Below are 19,989 nucleotides of genomic sequence, written 5' to 3' on the forward strand. Positions count from 1 at the left end.
TTAAGGTACTATGTCGGACACCTTTCGATCAATTTCCCCTACTTTTACTCTTGGTCGTCCACTTCGTTTCCATCGTCATTCTCTTCGTCGTCATTATGTTCAACTTTTACAACTTCACCAGATGTTGCATCAACTTTTACTTCTTGTTTCGTTCCATCTTCTGCTGTAACTTCAATGCTATAAACGACGGTGCCATTTTCATCTTCTAATTCAACGTCTCCAACTGTTCCGGGAACCTGGTCAAGCGCTGTTTTAGTTGCTGCTTCTTTTGTAACTGTAGCTTGTTTCGCTAATTCTGCTTGGGACTGTTCATCATCCCCCTCTTCTTCGTCATCTTCGGCTTCTACCTTTACAACTTCACCTGTTGTTGCATCTACTTCTACTTCTTGTTTCGTTCCATCTTCTGCTGTTACTTCAATGCTGTAAATGAGTGTGCCTTCTTCATCTTCTAGTTCAATGTCTCCAATTGTTCCTGGAACCTGGTCAAGCGCTGTTTTAGTTGCTACCTCTTTTGTAACTGTAGCTTGTTTTGCTAATTCAGCTTGGGATTGGTTTTCCTCATTTGATTGAGCGCTATTCTCGGCCGTTAGTGTATTAGAAGTTGTATTTGTCGCCGCTGAAGCATAGCTAAATCCTCCCCCTATAATGACTGCTGTTGCTACTGCTGGAATAATAATCTTCTTTACTTTCTTGTTCATTTCTTTGTTCCTCCTTCTTATTTTTGACTACATGAAATATCTTATCCTACTAAGATGAAAACAAGATGAAGGGTACATAAAATAATAGTTGGAGTTTCATTAGAATTTTTTAATAATCTAATGAGTGAATTTCATCATTTCTATCCCTTATGCGCCAGCAGCCGTGATTTTAAGCTGTTTTAATCTATTTTATATTATACACAGTCAAGGTGCGGCCGACATTTCGAAAATTTGTACATTAAGCGAATTTTAATCTAAAAATAGGTTCTTAATCCACAAGAAAAACCGAAATTACTTTTTTATAGAGACTAGAAAATTTGTGCTGATATTTTTTATAAACAGTTCAACTTTATTTCAAATCCACACCCTAAGTTTCGATTCTGACCAGACAACCACAGCTACCGGATCGAGATTTTGATGTCAATTCTCTTGGTCTGATTCCCCGGTCATTTTCAATGATCTAACTTTCAAAATAGCTTTCACCCTTTTAACGGAATCACACCATCAATATTCAGGAATATTTCCACAGTGAATTTTGACGTAAATTTTGACAATAATAAATATAAACAAACGAAGGAGAATGCCAACATGAAATTTAAATCAAAAATATTAATAGGTACTTTGATTGTTATTGAGTTGCTGGGAACTAGTGCTTGTTCGATGACAAATAACAAACCAAACACACCACAGACAAATGAAACAACACAAATAATTGATGAAGTCAGAGCGGTAGAAATTGCTTCAGATGAAGTAAAGGGTGGTATAGTAATTAGTTCCCATGTAGATGAAGTAACTAATAAATACGAAGTCCATATTTTAAAAGGAAATAAGAATTATGCAGTGGATGTTGATTCGTTAACAGGTAAGGTATTAGGAATTGAACAAAGTGTTCAAAGTGACGACGAAAGTAAGCTGCAAAACGTTTCTCCAAAAATTTCTATAAAGGATGCAAGACAAATAGCGTTAAATAGGGCAAGCGGGACCATAATTGAATTTGATTTAGATAACTCTAACAACAGTTTAGTCTACGATATCTTGATAAGCACAGATTATAGTCATGAAGTAAATGTTATTGTAGATGCAATTAATGGGGAAGTATTAAAGGTTGAAAAAATTACCTATTAGTAAGATGAGATAGGATAAGTGAGGATTTTGTTTTTTGTTATTTAGTGATCTTAACGGTCTCCACTGTAAACTTAAAAATTCACCTACAATTATAGCTAAAATAAGTCCTATAATAAATCCTATCCAATTAGGCATGTAGACTGCCGGAAACACATAAATACCTAAAATAAGAACAAATAAATCCCCTAAATAGAATATGTTTATTGAAAAAAATTCTAGCCTTTTTCATAATTTTCCACCTTGACATATTTTTTTATTTTAAAAATATTTGAAGTTTCCAAAACTTCCTTCATGGGGTAAGCATTAGGAAATACGAAGTTACAACTCTTAGGAAGTTTCCCCCCATTAGAAAAGCCGATTTTCTGTCTCTTCACGGAATCGACTTTTTTAATTTAGTTTTTATTACTAACGCACCAGTTTGTTAAAGATAATTATTGGAGTCCATATTTTAGTATCTGATGTCTCATAACTTCGTTACCAAATGTGAACCATAATAAAAGCAATAAAACTATAACTCCCATCACCAGACTAAACCAAGCAAAATATTTATTTTCTTTATTTATTATAGGGTATAGAACAATTAGCAAAGACCCAAAAGCAAGGGTAATTACAACCGAAAGTGTTCCTGTTAATGTTTCAAAAACCATATAATCCATCCCCCTTCCCCACTAATTCCTAATTGCACTAAACTGCCCCAGTACAATAACTTCTACGTAAAATAGCGTTAATCCTTCTTGAATTAACGCACCAATTAGTTGAAGAAAGACCTAAATTTATTCAGAATAGAACCAAGGAATAGCTGGAGGTATTCCTGCTTCTGGTAACAGGTAAACAAAGACGAAGAACACACAAATTAGGACCCCAAAAAGAGAAACGAATATTGAAATTAAAGGATTAACTCTTTTTAAAATACCATATATCCCACAAACAAAACTGGCTAATCCAAGGAACAACTCGAAAAATGCTACTGGATATACATTAAACTGTTCCATTACATATATTCTAATAAAGTTAAAAACAGTAATAGATAAAATAAATAACACCTGTAAAATTAATCCATATACTGGAATATTCAAATGATATCACCATCCTAATTCGCTCACCCACGAAGAGTTTAACAAATAATTTTCATTCTTTTCTTAGTCGATAAATGAAATTCTGTTTTTCAACTATTCTTCCCCCTTTAGCACAATAACTGCCATTTGACTTCATAGTTGAATTTTAGTTATGGCATAGATGTTACTAAAAATGAATCAAACCTGTTACTATAACCAAAAACACCCTAAAAGAACTTGAATACAAAATAAGTTTCCTTATTATTTTTGGCTCCTTTATTTGTTTATAGGTGACAAACCCTAAAACAATTGAAATTAGCCATATAATTATACCCCACAATGAAAATAAGTACGGTGAATTTGCTACCCAAAGTGCCGTAACAAGTAAATTAAAAAACATTAAAACCCAAGCTAATCCTTGCATATCCTTCCCCAAATGATTAAAGAGTTTACTTCTCTCCACACTAAGTCATTCTATGTATATAGAAATTCTATGTATGTAGATATAATAATATTAGAATTGTAAAAAAGCAATAGTTATTTAACTGTCCTGCCTTTAATAAATTCAACAAAAAAGGTACTTCTCCTTATTTAAGGAAAGCACCAGTTAGTGAACTAGTTGTAGTTGTGATCATTCTTATACTTTAACCACTCATCAATTTCTGCTTTAATAAATCTTTTCTGATTATCGATTTTTAGATATGGGATAAATTGATAAGTGTCATAACCACCTAATTCTACTCTTTCCGAATCATCTTTCAAAATAATGTTTTCTATTGCTTGTTCACTTATTTGAAGATATTCAGCAAGTTGAGTTATTTTCATCAAATCAGGTGTTGAATTAGTAATTTGTGAATTTTTGTCTTTACTAGCTGAATTCGGCGATGTTTTACTTAGAATAAAGGCAGATATTACTATTGATAATCCCAATATAAGTATTCCAATTATATAAGTTAATTGTTTCAAATTATAACCCCCCAACAAAAAGTTTCTTTTTAAACAATCCTGCCCCTTTAGAACAATAGCTGCTGTTCGATTTCATCTTCAACTAATGCACCAGTTAGTCATCCATGTATCGCAAAAACAGCGATACACCACAGAGAATGAAAGTTTGTTTCTATGTCCATAATGACTTTTGGGTGCATTCACAACAATCGTGTCTCAGCGTTTAAAAAACAGAAAACGCTGGGTCTAGTTTGTTTTTGTCTTTTTTAGGATTTTTGGATGTAAACTTTCATGGTAGTTGAATAAGCACCTGTTCATTATTGTTTGGATTTAAAGTAACTAACCCTTGAATATCCAAATTGTTAAGTATTTCATATATATAATAAGAACGCATAATAAAATCAAGGATGTGTAATAATGAAAAACGTAAATAATAATCAGACGGGTCAAAATACTGGGTCACCAGAAATTTATGCTGCTAAACTCACATTAATTGGAACTGCACTTTCCACAATAGGCGATGGTTTACAAACAATTGCAGCAGGGATTACGCTACAAGAATTAGAAAACCCAAATAATCAAAATTCCCAAAAGCAATTAGATCAATCAAGTCAATTAGAATTGATGCAAAAGCAAATTGAACAATTAACTAGAAAAATAGAAAGAATGGAGCAGAGTAATAAGTAAAGAATTTATTTTGGTTTAGGTCTTTCCTCAAGGTAATTCAACACGCACTTAAAAATAATTAATGCATAAAATAATATGAAAATTCTTTGCCATAGGGGGCTATAATTATGAAATTAAATAATAAAAATTTTGAACATAATGATTCAAATCACGAAACCGATGCTCAATTAGATGAGCTTATTGAAATTGGTAAGAATTTGATTAAAGTGAGTGATTCTATTTCCGCGGATATATTATTACATTCTCTTGAAGAGTCTCAAAAAAGAAATGAAATATACGAGATGCAGAAACAGATTAACTATTTAAAGACTGAACTTGAAAAATTAAGAAAAAATAATTAGAGAATTATTATTACCATCACCAGAATTACTAAATTTTTTGATAGAGCATCGTAATGAGATGGTTACTTCCCAGGTCTCTTTTTATGTCACAGTTTGTGTCAAATGCGACATAAATACTCCCGTTCTCATCTTCAACTAACCTGCCCCTTTAGTTCAATAACAATTTTAACATTAAATCCCGCTCAAATCACCTGAATATTTTTAAAACTTATTTTATTAAACTGAGTGGAAATGATGTTGATAATAATATTTTTGGAGTGAACAATTATGTTATTATCGGATGCTGCAAAGAGTTACGAGGCAGATAAGAGAATTGAGGGCTTTTCAGCACAAACATTAAATGCTTATAGGCTTCAGGCAAAGCTACTTATTGATTATTTTGAAAATATCAATATAGATAAGATAACAACCCTACAACTGAAGAATTATTTAGCTGAATCAAGTAATAGTTTAAAGCCTTCAAGTTTGTCACATCGTATTAGATTTTTACGTTCCTTATTTCGGTGGTTACACGAGGAAGGTTTCAGTGAGTTAAATCCTGCTAGTAAAATAAAGGAACCGAGAGTTGGAAAGCGTATTCAAAAATTCCTTACTGAAAGAGAAATCGAATATTTAAGAGATGCTTGCTTTTCTCCAATGGAAAAAGCCTTATTTGAATTTATGTTTTCTACTGGTTGTCGAATAGGAGAAATTGTTACTTTGGATCGAATAGTATTAATTGGGGAAGTCAATCTGCCATTGTTCGTGGTAAAGGAGATAAGGAGCGAGAAGTTTACTTTAATATCCGATGCGATATTTGGCTAAAGAAACATCTAGATACTAGATACGATAATGATCCAGCTATATTTGTCACAGAACGCTCTCCACATAGAATGAGCATTGCTCAGATGAGGTATATCATTAAACGTATTTCCAAACGAGCAGGAATAAATAAAACGATTCACCATCACCAATTAGGGCACAGTTACGCAACGCACCTGTTAAATAATGGTGCCCCACTAGAAGTTATTCAAAGCCTATTAGGTCACGAGAAAAGTGAAACCACAAGGATTTATGCAGAACTAAGCGGTAGACTGCGACAAGAGTTTTATAGAAAATACTTCTAGAATATTAAAGAGCAACGCATATTATAACACGTTGCTCTTTTCAACTATTGCACCAGTTAGTTCAACAAGAAAAAGCTATTGTTGCTCCCCTCCTTCACATAACTCTTCGGAAATCAGCTTTACACGTTCAATTGTAATACCTTCTCTTTGTTCAACTGCTAAAGGATGGCTTGTTGGTTCTAGTTCAATAAATGGGCTTACCCCTACTGAACGAGTATGGACCATTGTTTTTAAATTTAATGTTTCAGGATAACAAGGAATGGATGTTGATAACCAACCAAACATCGGTTCAAGTTCCTTTTCTCTGCCTTCTACTTCCCAATAATCATTGGTTTTATTAAAATTCGCTTCGCTCAATGAAATCCAGACATCCCATATAAATGGCTCATTCCCATCTACTATGGGGATTTCAATACATCCACGAATAAAAAAATGCTCATCGTCAATAATGCACAAATCTTCATTCATCTCGACTCTGCTTTCTTGCTCTTCTGTTGGTATATCATAAAAATAATCAGGAACAGGACTTCCATAACTCATTGGAAGTTCATCGTGATATTTTCCGCAACATTTGCAAAAAAAACCTTCAATATGTTTACTCATTTTTTATCCCCCATAAATCCAGATAGTATTCTATTCGATATTTATTAATCCATTCCTTCTTGCACTAACCTGCCACTTTAGTAAAAAAAGACCGCCGTGACGATCTCCTTGTTGCGCTAACGCACCATTTAGTTGAATAAGATTTATTTATCATTAATAAAGCAACCCACCATTGAAACTATTAAACCTAAAATAGAGATTCCAAATCCTATTTTTGTTCCACTTGAATATCCAAGTCCCGTTGAACTGTATACTAATATAATTGCAATACCAAAAAGTATTATTGCTATCCCTAAGAGAGCAATTTTCATATATTACCTCCTCCTGGCTTATTCAACAATCCTGCCCCGTTGAAAAAAGAGCCTCTATACAGTTCAACGATCTTCAAGTAAAGCACCAGTTAGCTTAAGTACATTATTTCACAAACTTACCATATATTATCAATTATGATTAAGAGAATCTTCAATTCGATCCAACCATTCATTTACTAAGTTATTAAAAAGTTCTGGCTGTTCAATTTGCAAATTATGACCTGCTTTATCCAATACAGCAAAAGTTCCTCGTGTATACTTGTTTATTATATCAAGCGCATCTTTGTATCCAACAGAAGAGTCTTGTCTCCCTAAGAGGAATAAACTAGGTTTATGAAAATCAGATTGATCAATCTCAAAAGTAAAACCATATTTATTCTTAACCATATTTAAAAACTTTTCATCTCCAATTTTACAACCACTTATAATTTCTTGGTTGTATCTTAGCCAAATGTATTCATCAAGCACAACGTTATTGCTTCTAAAATCTTTTAATTCTTCCTTTGATAATTTTTCAATGAATCTTTCATCTGTTTTCAATATTTTATGTTTCTCAACTGTTCTTTTTTCTGGAAAAGGAATAATAACAGGACAAATAAATGCTGCACCAAGTACCTTGTCTTTCTGCTTTTGAATAACGCCCCTAGCTAGGTAGCCACCGTATGATTCTCCAACGATTATGTATTCTTGATTAGGAATTATTGCTTGGATAAATTCTAAAACAGCCTCCAGCATTTCATCACAACTATTTATGTCATTATATTTTTTTGTTAATCCCATACCAGGTAGATCAATATAAATACGTCTCCATCCATCCCTCTTTGTAAATATAGGTTCCATACATCCAGTCATTAATCTATGGTCGGGAGAATAACCGTGTATCATTAGAATTGGTTTACCCTCCCCAAAATCTTTATAATGTATTTCTGCTTGACGAACTTTGCAATATGCCAAATCTCAGCCCTCTTTCCTAAAAAAAATTCTTAATTGAAACTGTATAATACAATATTCCCTGTGTGGAATTTCTTGTTCTATTAACCTTCCCCTTTAGCACAATAGCTGCCATTCAACTAAAGCACCAGTTAATGGAATAACTAAATCAATTATTTTTTCTATTATTAAAGCCTCGTTAGTACATTGAAGAATTAAGTATTGCTATTATGAAAGTTGTTTCATAGATTTCTACTTTTACCTTTTGATTTAATGATAATATTCACACCCGTTGCTTCACCACCTTCAATGTGGTTTTCCATATTCGACACATCAATATTTGTCCTAATTTTTACGTGTTTGTTTTCTTTACCCTTTAGCATAATTTCATAAGGAGCATCGTTATTCATAAGTGATACCATTGGTAGGTCATCTTTATATACTAATTCCTCATAAAATTCAACGGAGAACTGGACATCATTGTTACTGCAGTTTTTAAAAGGAAGTTCACACTCTGCCTGCAATGTTTTCTCATTTATCATTGCAAAACTACAATTACTTTCTTCTTCCGAATAGGAAACGGCATAAATACCTGTTGCAAAGGTTTTTTGAAACGAATTAACTGCAAACGTGGGAGCAAAAATTACGATTAAAATGGCAATAATTACAAATCGCCAATGATATTTCTTCAAAGATTTCACAAGTAAATATAGACCTAAAATCAGTAAAAGTAAGGTCGTAATTCCTACAGACCATTTAGTTTAATTAGCATAAAAGGCTATCTATTTACTAAAAACCAAAACATTATCTACAAAAATCTTGCATTTTATTGTAAAAATACCACCGAGGCTTACTTTAATATTTTTTGTAATTAAATCATTGTCTTTAAGAATTCCTCTCAAAGTTGCTCTCAATGCGATACCTAAATTTTCATCCTGTAATTTACCATCAATGTATAACTCTTCACCATTAAACCAGGTATTAACCATTTGAATATGGTGTCCTTCAAATGTAACATCAAACATTTTTTTCATAATTTATCCCCTCCTACCTTTACAGCATATACGAATTAGAAAACGAAAGGTTCCCAAGGATTTTATTTGCACACTAACCTGCCCCAATAGTATAAGAACTCCTACTTTTTCTTATAATTACGTTTTACGAATGCAAAGATAGCCCATCCAATAATAATTATCAAACCTATAAATATAATTTGTGCAATTGCCGAACTAAGGTCAAACATAAAAATTCCTCCCCAACCTCGAAATTTACCATAAAAATCCATACCCCTTGTTAAACTATTCTGCCCCTTTAGTAAAAAAAGACCGCCGTATTGACGATCTCCTTGTTATGCTAAAGCACCATATAGTCTAAGAACATCTTTTCACAAACTTTATTTATTTTTAGTGAACAACATTTATTTTTCAACGGCGGTTATTTATAGCTATTAGTATGATGACTTGGCGAAAATGCGTTTTTTAATGCACTTATTATTCCAGGCACAAGAAAAAAGATGCCAAAAAAGACAGTAAGTAAATTTAATTGTGGTGTTTCATAAAAAGTAAACCATTCTATAAAAATTGACGATTCAGTAATTCTCCCAAGTAATGTTCCATCAATCTCTCTATAATTAGGTAACCATCCCGTTGCTTCAAATGTAATAAAGATTATCTGTGATAATAAAAATACACCAATAGAAGTTACCCAATATTTTTTCAAAAACGGAACACGTTTTTGTTTATCAGCCAAGCAATATCCCACCCTTCATTAAATATCTACATCTTTTTTATTATATCATTTACAATATTAACAGAATATCCCAAAATTTATTATTAAAAAAGTTCAATTTGATAATCACCTTGTTATACTCTTGCACCAGTTAGTACAATAAAACATTCATATTACATTTTTTTCTGTAACACCATAATACTAAGACTATTACCACAAAATACAAGTGCCATCCAAACATAAATCATTGTTTTAACTTTATCAACATTGGATTTGTAAATTGATAATAAAATCCTTGAAACACAAACCCTAAAAGTATAAGTATAAAAGCTATTTGACTTGATTTAGCAATAATCGCCTGTCCACGTTCATCTTTTCCTTGATTTGAAACAAAACCTATATAAACACCTAAACTTATTACTATTAAAATTACCGTTATTATAAACAACACTTCTATTTTTCCTCCTTATATTGAAATACTTTTTCTATACCTACACCAAAAACATTTGCTATGTCAAAAGCCAAAGTTAAAGATGGGGTGTACCTGTTTTTTTCTATTGAGATTATCGTCTGTCTGCTAACCCCCGATTTTTCGGCTAATTCTTTCTGCGTCATTTTGTGTTCAGCTCTCAAAACCGCAATTCTATTAGATAGTGCTTTATCCTGGTCCACTCTAAATTACATACCTCCTTAGTAAAAGATTCTTTACTTATAGTAAAATACACTTTACTAAATGTCGAGTTTGCTTTACAACTAAATTTACAAAAAAAGGATGTGATAGATTTAAGTCTCTTTATCACCATCCTGCCCCTATAGTTCAATAATCTAAAATTTCTTGTTTAACAATCGCACCAGTTAGTCATACATGTAGCGCAAGACCAGCGCTACACCACAGAGAATGAAAATGAATTTAGTTTGGCTATACTGATTCTACCGCTGGATGAGGAAGGTCGATCAACTATGGTGCATTAGAGCCCTTCAGTTAGTCTGACTCCTTCGACCACGGTGCATCACAGACTGTCGCTCCCTTACGGGAAGCACTCATGGTAGATTAATCCTTTTCTGGTTGTTGCACCAGCCTCTAATAATTTATGCCGTAGAAAGAATGTTTTCAATGGATGTAATCATTGAAAGAGCCTGTGGTATGGATGTCCACAAAGACAACATTACTGCATGTATCATCACTCCAGAAGGAAAGGAGATTGAAACATTTTAAACTAAAACGTTATTTCTAATTCAGTTGGTTGACTGGGTTAAGAAGCATAGATGTACCCATGTGGCAATGGAAAGTACAAGTGTCTACTGGAAACCTATTGTCAACTTACTAGAAGCAGAAGACATTGAGTTTCTAGTTGTGAATGCCGAACATATTAAATCTGTACCTGGACGAAAAACCGATGTGAAAGATGCCGAATGGATTGCCAAACTACTTCGCCAGGATTACTCAGAGCTAGTTTCATCCCAGACAGAAACCAACGAGAGTTGCGTGAACTTGTTCGTTATCGTCGAAGTATCATTGAAGAGCGCGCTAGACAACATAATCGGATTCAAAAAGTTTTAGAAGGAGCAAATATAAAGCTTGGCTCTGTTGTTTCCGATATTATGGGAGTTTCAGCTCGTGATATGCTTCGTGAAATCGCCGATGGCGAAAATGATCCTGAAAAACTAGCAAACTTTGCGAGACGAACTATGAAAAAGAAAAAGGACAAACTTAAACTCGCACTTCAAGGTTATATTAGTGATCATCAACGACTGATGATTAAGACTATTTTAACCCATATTGACTTCCTAACAGAACAAATCGATATGTTAGATCAAGAGGTCGCCAATAGGGTGAGTATCTATCAAGAAGATGTAGAGCGTTTAGATTCCATTCCAGGCATTGCGACAAGAATCGCTGAACAAATGCTTGCAGAACTTGGAACAGATATTGAGAACCAATTTCCTAGCGCATCTCAAATGTGCTCTTGGGCGGGATTAGTTCCTGGAAACAACGAAAGCGCTGGAAAACGGAAATCTTCAAAAACTAAAAATGGAAACAAATACTTAAAATCAGCTTTAATTGAAGCAGCCCATTCTGTAAGAGGATCTAAAAACTATCTGGGTGCACTTTATCGGCGAACTGCAGCACAAAAAGGTAAAAAGCGTGCAGGAATCGTAGTTGCACACGCCATTCTACGTATCAATTATTATTTACTAACCCGTAAAGAAATTTACGTAGACTTAGGTGAAGATCACTTTGAAAAACAAAAACAACAATCAATTGTTCGGCATTCACTTCGAAGACTGGAAAGTCTAGGATATACAGTTTCAATTGTTGAACCAGAAGCGTCTTAAACTGTCCCATCTAATTTCAATAGATTTTGGAATCTGGCGCTCTCCCCTTTTAAAAAAAAATGAATGAGCTGCGTCTTATTTAGTGTTGCCTTTTTATCAATATTTTAGAATTTAATTTTCATCGTAGATCAATCATTTGTTCCGTTTTATAAACACTATAATCAAGGGTGTTTACTGCCTCTTCTGCAGTACCAGTTCCATTTAAAATGAATTGATTAATTTGCTGTCCGCCTCCAAAATCACCTTCTAAGACAAAAACACGGACATTTTCATTTTTTACCAATACTTCAAAAACGTCTTTTTTCAACTCTTGAAATTCAATATTCCCATGTGTTGCCTCACCCAATCCGATCACCTTTATATCATCTGGAATATCGATTTGTTCAATGGTTGATATGTATTGATCTGCTTCATCAACTGTTTCACCAGTCCCGCATCCAGATAAGAAAAAAAATAGAGAAATTGCTACAATTAATAAAGAACTCTTTTTTAAAATAATCATTTATATATCCCTCATATTCTCTGATTTTATAAACCCTTCAATTCCATACGGAATTGTCTATCTTTTACCAGAGTAATGTGCGACCATTCTTAATTTGTGATAGAAACGTTTCGCACCTGAATTGCACCCGATTCTGGAAGATTTCAAAAACGTTTATTTTTCTGTTTGAAAATCTCCTATCAATGCTTTATGCTCCGGTTTTTTTAGTCTTTTAACGCTTACAAAAATGCCTAACACCAAACCAATAATAATAAAGCCAAGTGACGTCCATTGCCCCCCTGTTAAGTGGAGAGCAAACCGGTCGGAATCTCCCCTGAAGAATTCGAGGGAAAAACGGACAGCGCCATACAAAATTAGATAAACAAAGAAAAGCGTTCCCTTGGGTAGCTTTTTACCAAACAAATACAATAATATCGCAAAGACAACGAAGTCAGCCTGTATCTCCCAAGAAATAGCCGGCCAAAGTGGTTGATCTCCATATGTATTGTAAGCAATAGTGCCTTTGGGATAGGTTATACCGAACTCACTACCAGTTGGCTTACCAAAAGCATCACCCGCAAAAAAACACGCAATACGTCCAATTCCCATACCCAGCATCATTGCTGGCGACAGGTAGTCAGCAAGATCTAGAAAATCCAAGCGATGCTTAAAGCAATAAATAATAAGAGCAACAGCTCCGCCAACAATTGCTCCCAATACTGAAATCCCCCCTTGCCAGATTGCAATAATCTGACCCGGATGTTGCATGTAATAAGGCCATTGGAATACGAAAACATGCCATACCCTTGCACCAATAATGGCGCCGATTACAGCCCAATAGATAAATTTATAAATATGATCGTAATAAATTGTTTTTCTCGTTAATGTTAGAGCTACTCCAAAGCCTAAAAAGATAGCAATAACTGATATTACCGCATGGCTCTGAATGGTATACCCAAAGATATTAAATAAGTTTTTATACATCTAAATCTCACTCCATTCTATAAAATGGCCCGTTTGTTGAATAGCATAATCGACATTTTAATTTTAAATGACTTTATTATTTTTTAAACAACTATATTATGATTTAAACGACTTTATTATCCCGAAACGTCATATACGGTGATTGGTGGCTTCTTAAAATGGTAAATCATCAATCTCCAATAAACAGGATAATTCCCTCTCTCAAAGGTTTATCCTTCCGGATAAAAGCAACCCGAACAACCATTCATTGTCCATTTCCTCAGTAAGTTCCGTAATCCCTTTTGCTTGAGATCGCTTTATGACATCGTTTATCGTATGTCTCGAATGTCCAAGTGATGATTCAATCGTACGTTGAGAAGTATGATCAAAGTGCATTTGGAGAATTTTTTTGTAATCAATCATTCGAATTCCTCCTCAGAACAAGTAAACGATTCCTATACTTCGATTTTTTCGCTTTTTTTAAGGACAACCACAAACAAAACGATTAGTGTCAGGCAGCCAATAGAATATTGTAGAGGAGAAAGCGGATTTGATCCGACCTTGGCTGGATAGAAATACCCGGGAAAGTTCTCAATCAACTCAAAAAGAAACTCGTTATGGATTATCCCTTGGATTTTAAACAAGGCGTTTGGAAAAAACAACAATATGGCTGTTAAGATTCCATAAACTGCACCACTACGAACGCCATATAAGAATAGAAGATACCCAAATAAGAAATAGGTCATTACCAGGAGAAAGACATTCACAGAAAATCCAGCCAAGAAAGAGAGCTTTAAGTCACCAGAAACACCAAGTGCTTTCGTGACCAGAAGTAGTACGATACCTGTCATCGTATAAAGTAAACTCACCGAAAGAGCGATGATACCATTAGCGAAAACATAGTTTCTTCTATTCTGCACTGAGTTATTGATCAAAGAAATCGTTTTAGTCGAATAGTCTCTATTGATAAAGAAAAGCGGCAATAAGACCGCTGCCAGCATCCCCAGCATACAATAAAAACTTGATATATGTTTGATATTAAAGGGCGTTGACTCATTAAGGATATAGTAAGTCATTATGATTGCGGGTACACAAGCACCCAACAAACCAACGACCAGATAACCATTTTTAAGCAGTTCTTTCAGGTTGTAAATCACATATTTGTTAATACTGAGTGTCATGATATTCACCTCTGAATTTGTTCATATAAACACTACGCAGGGTTTTCTTCTCCGCAGTGAAATCAATTAATCGGACTCCTAGTCGATTTACCATTTCGAAAATCTCAGCGTTTTTCGCAACTGTTTCAATCTGAATATCTTTGTCACCCGAATGGACTACCCTCCCAAAGTGTTGCTTCGAAGCGAATGTAGCTAAATCAACCGAATTATCAAAGATTAGCGTGAGAGTTCGTTGCTCATTTTTGTCAAAGTGCTGTTCACCGGCAATCGTGCCATCTCCTAAGAATAAAACTCGATTGCATATAGCTTCAATATCCTCTAGTTTATGGCTAGAAATCAAAATACCTACATTCCGTTCATCAGCCATTCTTCTCAATTCCTGCAAAACCTCAAGAGACGTTTCTACATCCATTCCGTTAGTAGGTTCATCTAATACAATGTAGCTTGGATTATTTAGTAGGCTAATGACGATTCCTAACTTCTGCCGCATTCCTAAAGAATATTCCTTCACCTTTTTATTCAACACATCAAATAATTGCAGGTTCCGTAAGAGCCTCTCGTATTCACTGAGTTTAAAGGTGTTGCCGTAAATTCCTGAAAAATAAGTTAAGTGGAATAATCCCGCCTTATTACTGAATAGCTTTGGTTCCTCGATCAAGTACCCTACCTGATGATTGTCTGCAACTGATCCTTCGTAGGTTTGAATGGTTTGCGTTATAATCTTCATCAGGGTACTTTTGCCTGCGCCGTTCCTCCCAATCAGACCAACGATTTCTCCTTGGTTGAAATCTAAAGAGAGATCTTTTAAAACTATTGAATTTCCATATCGCTTTGTTAGCATATTTATCAGCACTGTCTAATCCTCCACCCTTGGTTGAGTCTCGCTCCCCGACATTTCTTTATGAAAAATCCTTTTTATATTGTACGGCTAGGTAAATCCCACCAGCTAAAAATGCCAGTCCATACTTAAACAAGAAAAAGATGTTCCACATATATTCTTTAGGAAAAATCATGTCACATAGAATAATTACCCCCAACACATAGTAACTGCTTTTCAAAGAGATTATTTTTGTCCGTTCGTCGTCTGGCCCAACCATCTTATGCATTACAAGGGCAAAAATCGCACTACCCATAACCAGTAAAAAACCAACTACAATGAGAATACTCCAATTTCCCGTAGATTGTTCAGCCCAGGACTTTAAAGGGTCAAAAATTGCGTTATGGATATCTGAGAAAAACTTAGTTATCATTTTGATCATTTCCTTTCTCATAAGTAAAAATATCGTTTACATCAACATTAAAAAATTCCGCAATTCTAAAAGCTAACAGCAGAGTTGGAACATAATTACCTTTTTCCATTACGAAGATGGTTTGTTTGGAAACCCCGACTTTCTCTGCTAATTCTTGTTGCGACATTCTGGCAAGTACACGATATTCATAAACCTTATTTGATATCGAATCACCAAAATCTTTCTTCATGACCATCACCTCTTGAATCAAATTATAAACTCATTATTCACAAAAGTAAAGTAAACTTATACAAAAATATAAAGTACCTTTACATTTACCTAAATTACTTTGATTTAACAAGAGCCAGAATACAGAAAGAACCTGACGAAATTCATGATTCCGTCAGGTTCACATATCGATCTGGTGTAATTTATGGTTTTTGGTGGTGAAAAAAACGGTTGTGTAGTCGGGTGATAATATTCATTTTTTATTGAACTTCATAATCAAAGTAACAACAACAGAGATTATTGTATAAACTACTACCCAAATAAAAAATGATTCATTGAAATTAGTAAAAGTTAGGATAGTAAAAACTATGAATGTCAATAACGGTATCACAAACCATTTTTTAAATAGGCTCTGTTAAATAATACTGTTGTTGATAATGGAATATAAATCAAGGACCTTAGATTTGGTCCTTGGTTTATATTATTGAAGAGTATTGTAAAACACTTTATATGCCCAAATGGTAAAGATAACAATTACCTTTTGCTAAATGTTCTGACATAGAAATAATCTTTCCAAGCTGATTAACCACTTCATCACGATTGATATTAATTCTTTCGTATTCTCCATCTTGTTCGTTATCTCCATAAACAAAATTTCCTGTTATTTCAAAGGTATTTGGTGCATTCTCAAATAAATCTCTCCAAGATGTAGAAATACCTTTTAATGATTTGGAAGATTGATTTGGAAGATTGTTCATCAAAAAGAGTGACTCCATAATAATTAATGCCTTGACCATTTGGATTCCCTTTTTTCGCAGGGTTTTTACTTGGTATCCATTCTAATGAGTCTGAAATGTATTGGACAATATCATCGTGAATTACAACATTATCAATCACCCTGTTGTTTTCTCTGAGCGTCCAAATTTCATTTATTTCAATCGTTTCAGAAACAAGGTAAAATTTGTGTTCTAAACCCATATTCCCCTCCATAAATTTAGACTTTTTGTTGGTATTATAATCATCTATTGTTTAACTAAACACATCGTAGTTCAAGTAAAAATGTACCACTATAACTTAAATGCCGATAATCTTAATCTCTCATAACTAGCATTGGTGGATAACAAGCAACTATCAATAACCATTTTGCTTACTGTTGTAGAATCATTTCGGAATCTGATTATGTCCAGGAAATGAAACCAACTCAAATAATGGTCGAGGTATTTTGTTGCCACACCATTAAAACGGTCCACCCAACCTTTCACTCGACTATGATAGTTATTAACATTTTGGATATGGTAAAGCCCTTTTACACGTTCCTTCCCATCCGATTTGAACGGATAGTGCTCTTGTCCTTTATCTCTTGCATAGGTTTTGAAAGCCCGCCAAGCGTCCGTACATAAGGTATTCGATTTGGATAGCTTGGAGCCGATTGCTTTCTCTAAACGAGATTTTACAATACGTCCTTGCCCAATCACTTTGGAATAAGTCAGTTTTTGACGGTCCCTTGCAATTAACACACAGACTTGTTCCTTACTGATGCCCCGAAATTGGGAAGCAGTTCATCCTTGGACTATCGCACCCTTTAGCTAAATTAAACCTTAAATGTTTGAATTAGAAATAGCTCATCATCAATTAGGTCTTGTCTTTCTTGAGTTTCAATATTTAATCCATTATAAACTTTTTTCCAAAATGCAACCGCACGCTTATTTTCAACAACTTGCATTACAAAATATTGCCCTGGTTTATCTTCAAATAATTTTCTTACAGCCTGCACAGCCAATCCTTTACCTTTGTACTTATTAAGTATGAACAAGTCATTTATTCCATAATCATTGCTTTTTTTCAAGAATGGACGTTCTAATAGTAATATAAAACCGATAATTTTATCATCCAACATTATAAAATAGGGCGATAATCCATCTACTTCCCAGAATTTATCCAATTCCTCAAAATGAAAAACACCATCTTCTGCAATATCCAAATTCGTGGTAAAATTCGAAAGCTCGTGAAGATACAATGAGAAAAAGTTACGCAAGATAGATTTTTCTGATTCCAAAACTTCTTGAAGTTTAACAGTCATCGTACAATGCCCCTCTTTTTCCGCTCTGGATTGTATAGAATATTATGCCATTGTAATTAAGTTGGTACCGGAATGGAAAAAGAAAAAAGAGAAAAACATGAGAAAAGAGACTGAAATACTATTGAAAAAGCACCGGACAAGACGATTGGAAATCCTTCGGATTGATACATTTAGGAAGGAAACGGGAAAGGGATAGGACACCGCCTAGACCTACTATTGATCAAGGGGGTATTGATAAAGAAAAAGGTTGAACCCTGATATTGAATCCGGCCTGAATTTGTATTGGTTTTTGATTGGTAAAAACCTATTGGACAATGATTGAAAAACCATCCGAGTACATAGCGTTTCGCCCGCTCTTCCATTCCGATTCCTTCCCGCTCAGATATCAACTTAGTTACAGTAGGAAAGAACAAAGTTCCATGGGAACCGAGGCAGTTACAGGGGGATAGTAGTTAACTGTTATGGGGCCCCAAAACAAATAGTGGTTTTTACAACTGGAATAAGTCTAAATAAATATCAAAACCATAATAAATAAATATAAGTAAAAAGAGCTTGGTAACTAAGCTCTTTTGGACTAAGTATTTGATTACTGATTCAGGTCATCAACCTTATAAGTGCCATCTTGATAAACTTTGTAGTAACCTAAGTTTCCAGTTTTCCCAGATATACGCAAAGGTATGTCGACCAGTTGTATCGTATAATATGAACCGTTATCATCCGTTCTGAGAGTTTCATCTACACCAAATGAAATATCTTCGTCCTCTCCCTCTGGTAGTTTCTGTTTTAAATATTGGACAGCTTCTTCTCCGCTTTTAATATATGAATCATTTTCACCGCTATTATCGGATGTCACTGTACTATCAGTAGAAGAGTCATCTGTACTTTGAGATGTGTTATCGGGTTTTGACTGATTTTTAGTTGATGTATTATCAGGTTCAGTAGAATGCTGCGACGGTATTTCTTTATCTTCTTTACCGCCTACATTTAAGTCACTATTTTCAGATGAGGCACTATCCGAATCAATATTAACAGATCCTTCTGAAGAGATGTCATTTGCATCATCAATGTCTGATCCCTCTAATTCACTTGTTGATGTACTATCATCCTCTTTGGTTGTACCCTCTTCGGTTGATTCTAAAACAGAACTGCTTTCTGAAGAATCAGTTGTGGATTCTTCGTTTGTATTACTACCGCATCCTGCTAGTATAAATAATGCAACCATAAAATATAGAATCTTTGTTAGCTTTTTCATTCGTCAAACCATTCCTTTCATTATTGTAAAACTAATTATAGTTCCGAGTATTATGCTCCTATCTAATTCATTTGGTAATAGTCATCCCTTTTATTCGAATATTGCTCGGTATATACATTAAATTGTTGGATTACCTCTCCTATTTCCTTACTGCTTTCATTTACATCCTTAATCTGTTTATCCAGACTATCAAATCTATATTCTTCCTTTTCAATATATCCATAAAATGTACTCTGCAGCTCTAAATAATCACGATATTTTTCAAAAAAGGTGTCTATTAATTCTTTTCGATTATTCATAAGCGTTATTAGTTCTAATGCTACATCTTTTTGATTTTCGTCTTTAATCTTTTGGGCATTCTTCTCAATTTTCGAGAACTTATCATATGCCTTTTGGAAATTTTCTTCTGATTGTTTTAATAATTTTTCTTGTTCTTCCTTATATGTAGCGGCCTCATCTAGTTTTTGGCTAATCATGTCCGCATCATTAATACTAAGATCAATCAAATCATCATAAACTTGCTGTGCTTTTCCCCTAACTTCGTATAGTTTCGTTTGATTATCTACAAAATCATTCTCAAATGTTGCAGATTCCTCTATCTTTTCTTGTATTTTGGCAGCTCGCTTTTCATTAGTAGGACAGCCTGTTAGAAGAAAAATGATACTTACAACAACCGCAAATGCTAGTAATCGTTTCAACCATAGTTACC

At 34.1% G+C, this 19,989-nt stretch carries 26 protein-coding genes and 4 pseudogenes; 5 read left to right on the forward strand and 25 right to left on the reverse strand.

Annotated elements, in window-relative coordinates; genetic code table 11:
- Positions 1 to 44: 44 nt before the first annotated feature.
- The gene (locus CWR45_RS10115) at positions 45 to 698 is read right to left on the reverse strand and encodes a PepSY domain-containing protein (RefSeq protein WP_115749752.1); all 654 of its coding nucleotides are present in this window, start codon (positions 696 to 698) and stop codon (positions 45 to 47) included.
- A gap of 588 nt (positions 699 to 1,286) precedes the next feature.
- Between CWR45_RS10115 and CWR45_RS10120 the strand changes: the two genes are divergently transcribed.
- Positions 1,287 to 1,823 (forward strand): PepSY domain-containing protein, encoded by a 537-nt coding sequence (locus CWR45_RS10120; RefSeq protein WP_115749753.1) that lies wholly within the window; start codon positions 1,287 to 1,289, stop codon positions 1,821 to 1,823.
- 431 nt (positions 1,824 to 2,254) lie between these two features.
- Here the strand turns inward: CWR45_RS10120 and CWR45_RS10125 are convergent, their stop codons facing one another.
- The 3 genes from CWR45_RS10125 to CWR45_RS10140 all read right to left on the reverse strand — a co-directional run bounded on the left by CWR45_RS10125 (position 2,255) and on the right by CWR45_RS10140 (position 3,844).
- Positions 2,255 to 2,470, reverse strand: coding sequence for a hypothetical protein (locus CWR45_RS10125; RefSeq protein WP_115749754.1), 216 nt, complete (start codon positions 2,468 to 2,470; stop codon positions 2,255 to 2,257).
- A gap of 126 nt (positions 2,471 to 2,596) precedes the next feature.
- Positions 2,597 to 2,899 carry a hypothetical protein gene (locus tag CWR45_RS10130; protein ID WP_115749755.1) on the reverse strand — a complete coding sequence of 101 codons (303 nt, stop codon included), beginning with the start codon at positions 2,897 to 2,899 and terminating at the stop codon, positions 2,597 to 2,599.
- A gap of 594 nt (positions 2,900 to 3,493) precedes the next feature.
- Complete coding sequence (locus tag CWR45_RS10140) at positions 3,494 to 3,844, reverse strand: helix-turn-helix domain-containing protein (protein ID WP_115749757.1); 351 nt, start codon at positions 3,842 to 3,844, stop codon at positions 3,494 to 3,496.
- A 396-nt stretch (positions 3,845 to 4,240) separates the two neighbouring features.
- Between CWR45_RS10140 and CWR45_RS10145 the strand changes: the two genes are divergently transcribed.
- From CWR45_RS10145 to CWR45_RS10155, 3 genes and pseudogenes are all read left to right on the forward strand, one after another.
- Complete coding sequence (locus CWR45_RS10145) at positions 4,241 to 4,510, forward strand: translation initiation factor 2 (protein WP_115749758.1); 270 nt, start codon at positions 4,241 to 4,243, stop codon at positions 4,508 to 4,510.
- A gap of 107 nt (positions 4,511 to 4,617) precedes the next feature.
- Positions 4,618 to 4,851: a hypothetical protein gene (locus CWR45_RS10150; protein ID WP_115749759.1), complete on the forward strand. Its 234-nt coding sequence runs from the start codon at positions 4,618 to 4,620 to the stop codon at positions 4,849 to 4,851.
- A gap of 267 nt (positions 4,852 to 5,118) precedes the next feature.
- Positions 5,119 to 5,957: pseudogene (locus tag CWR45_RS10155) on the forward strand (tyrosine-type recombinase/integrase).
- A 75-nt stretch (positions 5,958 to 6,032) separates the two neighbouring features.
- Here CWR45_RS10155 and CWR45_RS10160 read toward each other — a convergent pair.
- The 8 genes from CWR45_RS10160 to CWR45_RS10190 all read right to left on the reverse strand — a co-directional run bounded on the left by CWR45_RS10160 (position 6,033) and on the right by CWR45_RS10190 (position 10,201).
- On the reverse strand, positions 6,033 to 6,560 hold the full coding sequence (locus tag CWR45_RS10160; RefSeq protein ID WP_115749760.1) for a DUF2199 domain-containing protein: 528 nt from the start codon (positions 6,558 to 6,560) through the stop codon (positions 6,033 to 6,035).
- Between the two features lie 143 nt (positions 6,561 to 6,703).
- On the reverse strand, positions 6,704 to 6,871 hold the full coding sequence (locus CWR45_RS19830) for a hypothetical protein (RefSeq protein WP_170138841.1): 168 nt from the start codon (positions 6,869 to 6,871) through the stop codon (positions 6,704 to 6,706).
- Between the two features lie 129 nt (positions 6,872 to 7,000).
- Positions 7,001 to 7,825: an alpha/beta fold hydrolase gene (locus CWR45_RS10165; RefSeq protein WP_115749761.1), complete on the reverse strand. Its 825-nt coding sequence runs from the start codon at positions 7,823 to 7,825 to the stop codon at positions 7,001 to 7,003.
- 218 nt (positions 7,826 to 8,043) lie between these two features.
- Positions 8,044 to 8,502 (reverse strand): hypothetical protein, encoded by a 459-nt coding sequence (locus tag CWR45_RS10170; RefSeq protein ID WP_147294833.1) that lies wholly within the window; start codon positions 8,500 to 8,502, stop codon positions 8,044 to 8,046.
- Positions 8,503 to 8,583: 81 nt separating this feature from the next.
- On the reverse strand, positions 8,584 to 8,835 hold the full coding sequence (locus CWR45_RS10175; protein WP_115749763.1) for a hypothetical protein: 252 nt from the start codon (positions 8,833 to 8,835) through the stop codon (positions 8,584 to 8,586).
- A gap of 400 nt (positions 8,836 to 9,235) precedes the next feature.
- Positions 9,236 to 9,550: a YfzA family protein gene (locus tag CWR45_RS10180; protein ID WP_115749764.1), complete on the reverse strand. Its 315-nt coding sequence runs from the start codon at positions 9,548 to 9,550 to the stop codon at positions 9,236 to 9,238.
- Between the two features lie 223 nt (positions 9,551 to 9,773).
- The gene (locus tag CWR45_RS10185) at positions 9,774 to 9,980 is read right to left on the reverse strand and encodes a hypothetical protein (protein WP_115749765.1); all 207 of its coding nucleotides are present in this window, start codon (positions 9,978 to 9,980) and stop codon (positions 9,774 to 9,776) included.
- 2 nt (positions 9,981 to 9,982) lie between these two features.
- The gene (locus CWR45_RS10190; protein ID WP_115749766.1) at positions 9,983 to 10,201 is read right to left on the reverse strand and encodes a helix-turn-helix transcriptional regulator; all 219 of its coding nucleotides are present in this window, start codon (positions 10,199 to 10,201) and stop codon (positions 9,983 to 9,985) included.
- A 442-nt stretch (positions 10,202 to 10,643) separates the two neighbouring features.
- Here CWR45_RS10190 and CWR45_RS10195 point away from each other — a divergent pair.
- A pseudogene (locus CWR45_RS10195) lies at positions 10,644 to 11,866 on the forward strand (IS110 family RNA-guided transposase).
- Positions 11,867 to 11,984: 118 nt separating this feature from the next.
- On the opposite strand, the gene CWR45_RS10200 reads toward CWR45_RS10195, so the two are convergent.
- The 13 genes and pseudogenes from CWR45_RS10200 to CWR45_RS10260 form a co-directional block, all read right to left on the reverse strand.
- Positions 11,985 to 12,368: a TraB/GumN family protein gene (locus CWR45_RS10200; protein WP_245975402.1), complete on the reverse strand. Its 384-nt coding sequence runs from the start codon at positions 12,366 to 12,368 to the stop codon at positions 11,985 to 11,987.
- A 153-nt stretch (positions 12,369 to 12,521) separates the two neighbouring features.
- Positions 12,522 to 13,331, reverse strand: a complete 810-nt coding sequence (gene lgt / locus CWR45_RS10205; RefSeq protein ID WP_115749767.1) for a prolipoprotein diacylglyceryl transferase — start codon at positions 13,329 to 13,331, stop codon at positions 12,522 to 12,524.
- Positions 13,332 to 13,532: 201 nt separating this feature from the next.
- Positions 13,533 to 13,733: a hypothetical protein gene (locus CWR45_RS10210; RefSeq protein ID WP_115749768.1), complete on the reverse strand. Its 201-nt coding sequence runs from the start codon at positions 13,731 to 13,733 to the stop codon at positions 13,533 to 13,535.
- 32 nt (positions 13,734 to 13,765) lie between these two features.
- Positions 13,766 to 14,491, reverse strand: a complete 726-nt coding sequence (locus CWR45_RS10215) for an ABC transporter permease (protein ID WP_115749769.1) — start codon at positions 14,489 to 14,491, stop codon at positions 13,766 to 13,768.
- Complete coding sequence (locus CWR45_RS10220; protein ID WP_245975403.1) at positions 14,475 to 15,344, reverse strand: ABC transporter ATP-binding protein; 870 nt, start codon at positions 15,342 to 15,344, stop codon at positions 14,475 to 14,477. Before CWR45_RS10220 ends, CWR45_RS10215 begins: the two co-directional genes overlap by 17 nt.
- 46 nt (positions 15,345 to 15,390) lie before the next feature.
- Positions 15,391 to 15,741, reverse strand: a complete 351-nt coding sequence (locus tag CWR45_RS10225; RefSeq protein WP_115749770.1) for a DUF2178 domain-containing protein — start codon at positions 15,739 to 15,741, stop codon at positions 15,391 to 15,393.
- Complete coding sequence (locus tag CWR45_RS10230) at positions 15,731 to 15,970, reverse strand: helix-turn-helix transcriptional regulator (RefSeq protein ID WP_115749771.1); 240 nt, start codon at positions 15,968 to 15,970, stop codon at positions 15,731 to 15,733. The genes CWR45_RS10225 and CWR45_RS10230 overlap by 11 nt, the downstream gene beginning before the upstream one ends.
- A gap of 231 nt (positions 15,971 to 16,201) precedes the next feature.
- Positions 16,202 to 16,345 (reverse strand): annotated as a pseudogene (locus CWR45_RS10235) (DUF2651 family protein); the annotation flags it as partial.
- Positions 16,346 to 16,454: 109 nt separating this feature from the next.
- Positions 16,455 to 16,709, reverse strand: coding sequence for a hypothetical protein (locus CWR45_RS10240; RefSeq protein ID WP_147294834.1), 255 nt, complete (start codon positions 16,707 to 16,709; stop codon positions 16,455 to 16,457).
- A 306-nt stretch (positions 16,710 to 17,015) separates the two neighbouring features.
- Positions 17,016 to 17,501 (reverse strand): annotated as a pseudogene (locus CWR45_RS10245) (IS1595 family transposase); the annotation flags it as partial.
- A 38-nt stretch (positions 17,502 to 17,539) separates the two neighbouring features.
- The gene (locus tag CWR45_RS10250) at positions 17,540 to 18,028 is read right to left on the reverse strand and encodes a GNAT family N-acetyltransferase (RefSeq protein WP_115749773.1); all 489 of its coding nucleotides are present in this window, start codon (positions 18,026 to 18,028) and stop codon (positions 17,540 to 17,542) included.
- Between the two features lie 586 nt (positions 18,029 to 18,614).
- On the reverse strand, positions 18,615 to 19,280 hold the full coding sequence (locus CWR45_RS10255; protein WP_115749774.1) for a hypothetical protein: 666 nt from the start codon (positions 19,278 to 19,280) through the stop codon (positions 18,615 to 18,617).
- Positions 19,281 to 19,342: 62 nt separating this feature from the next.
- Positions 19,343 to 19,978 carry a YkyA family protein gene (locus CWR45_RS10260; RefSeq protein ID WP_115749775.1) on the reverse strand — a complete coding sequence of 212 codons (636 nt, stop codon included), beginning with the start codon at positions 19,976 to 19,978 and terminating at the stop codon, positions 19,343 to 19,345.
- Positions 19,979 to 19,989 lie beyond the last annotated feature (11 nt).

Source organism: Oceanobacillus chungangensis (assembly GCF_003369565.1).
Classification (GTDB): Bacteria; Bacillota; Bacilli; order Bacillales; family Amphibacillaceae; genus Oceanobacillus; species Oceanobacillus chungangensis.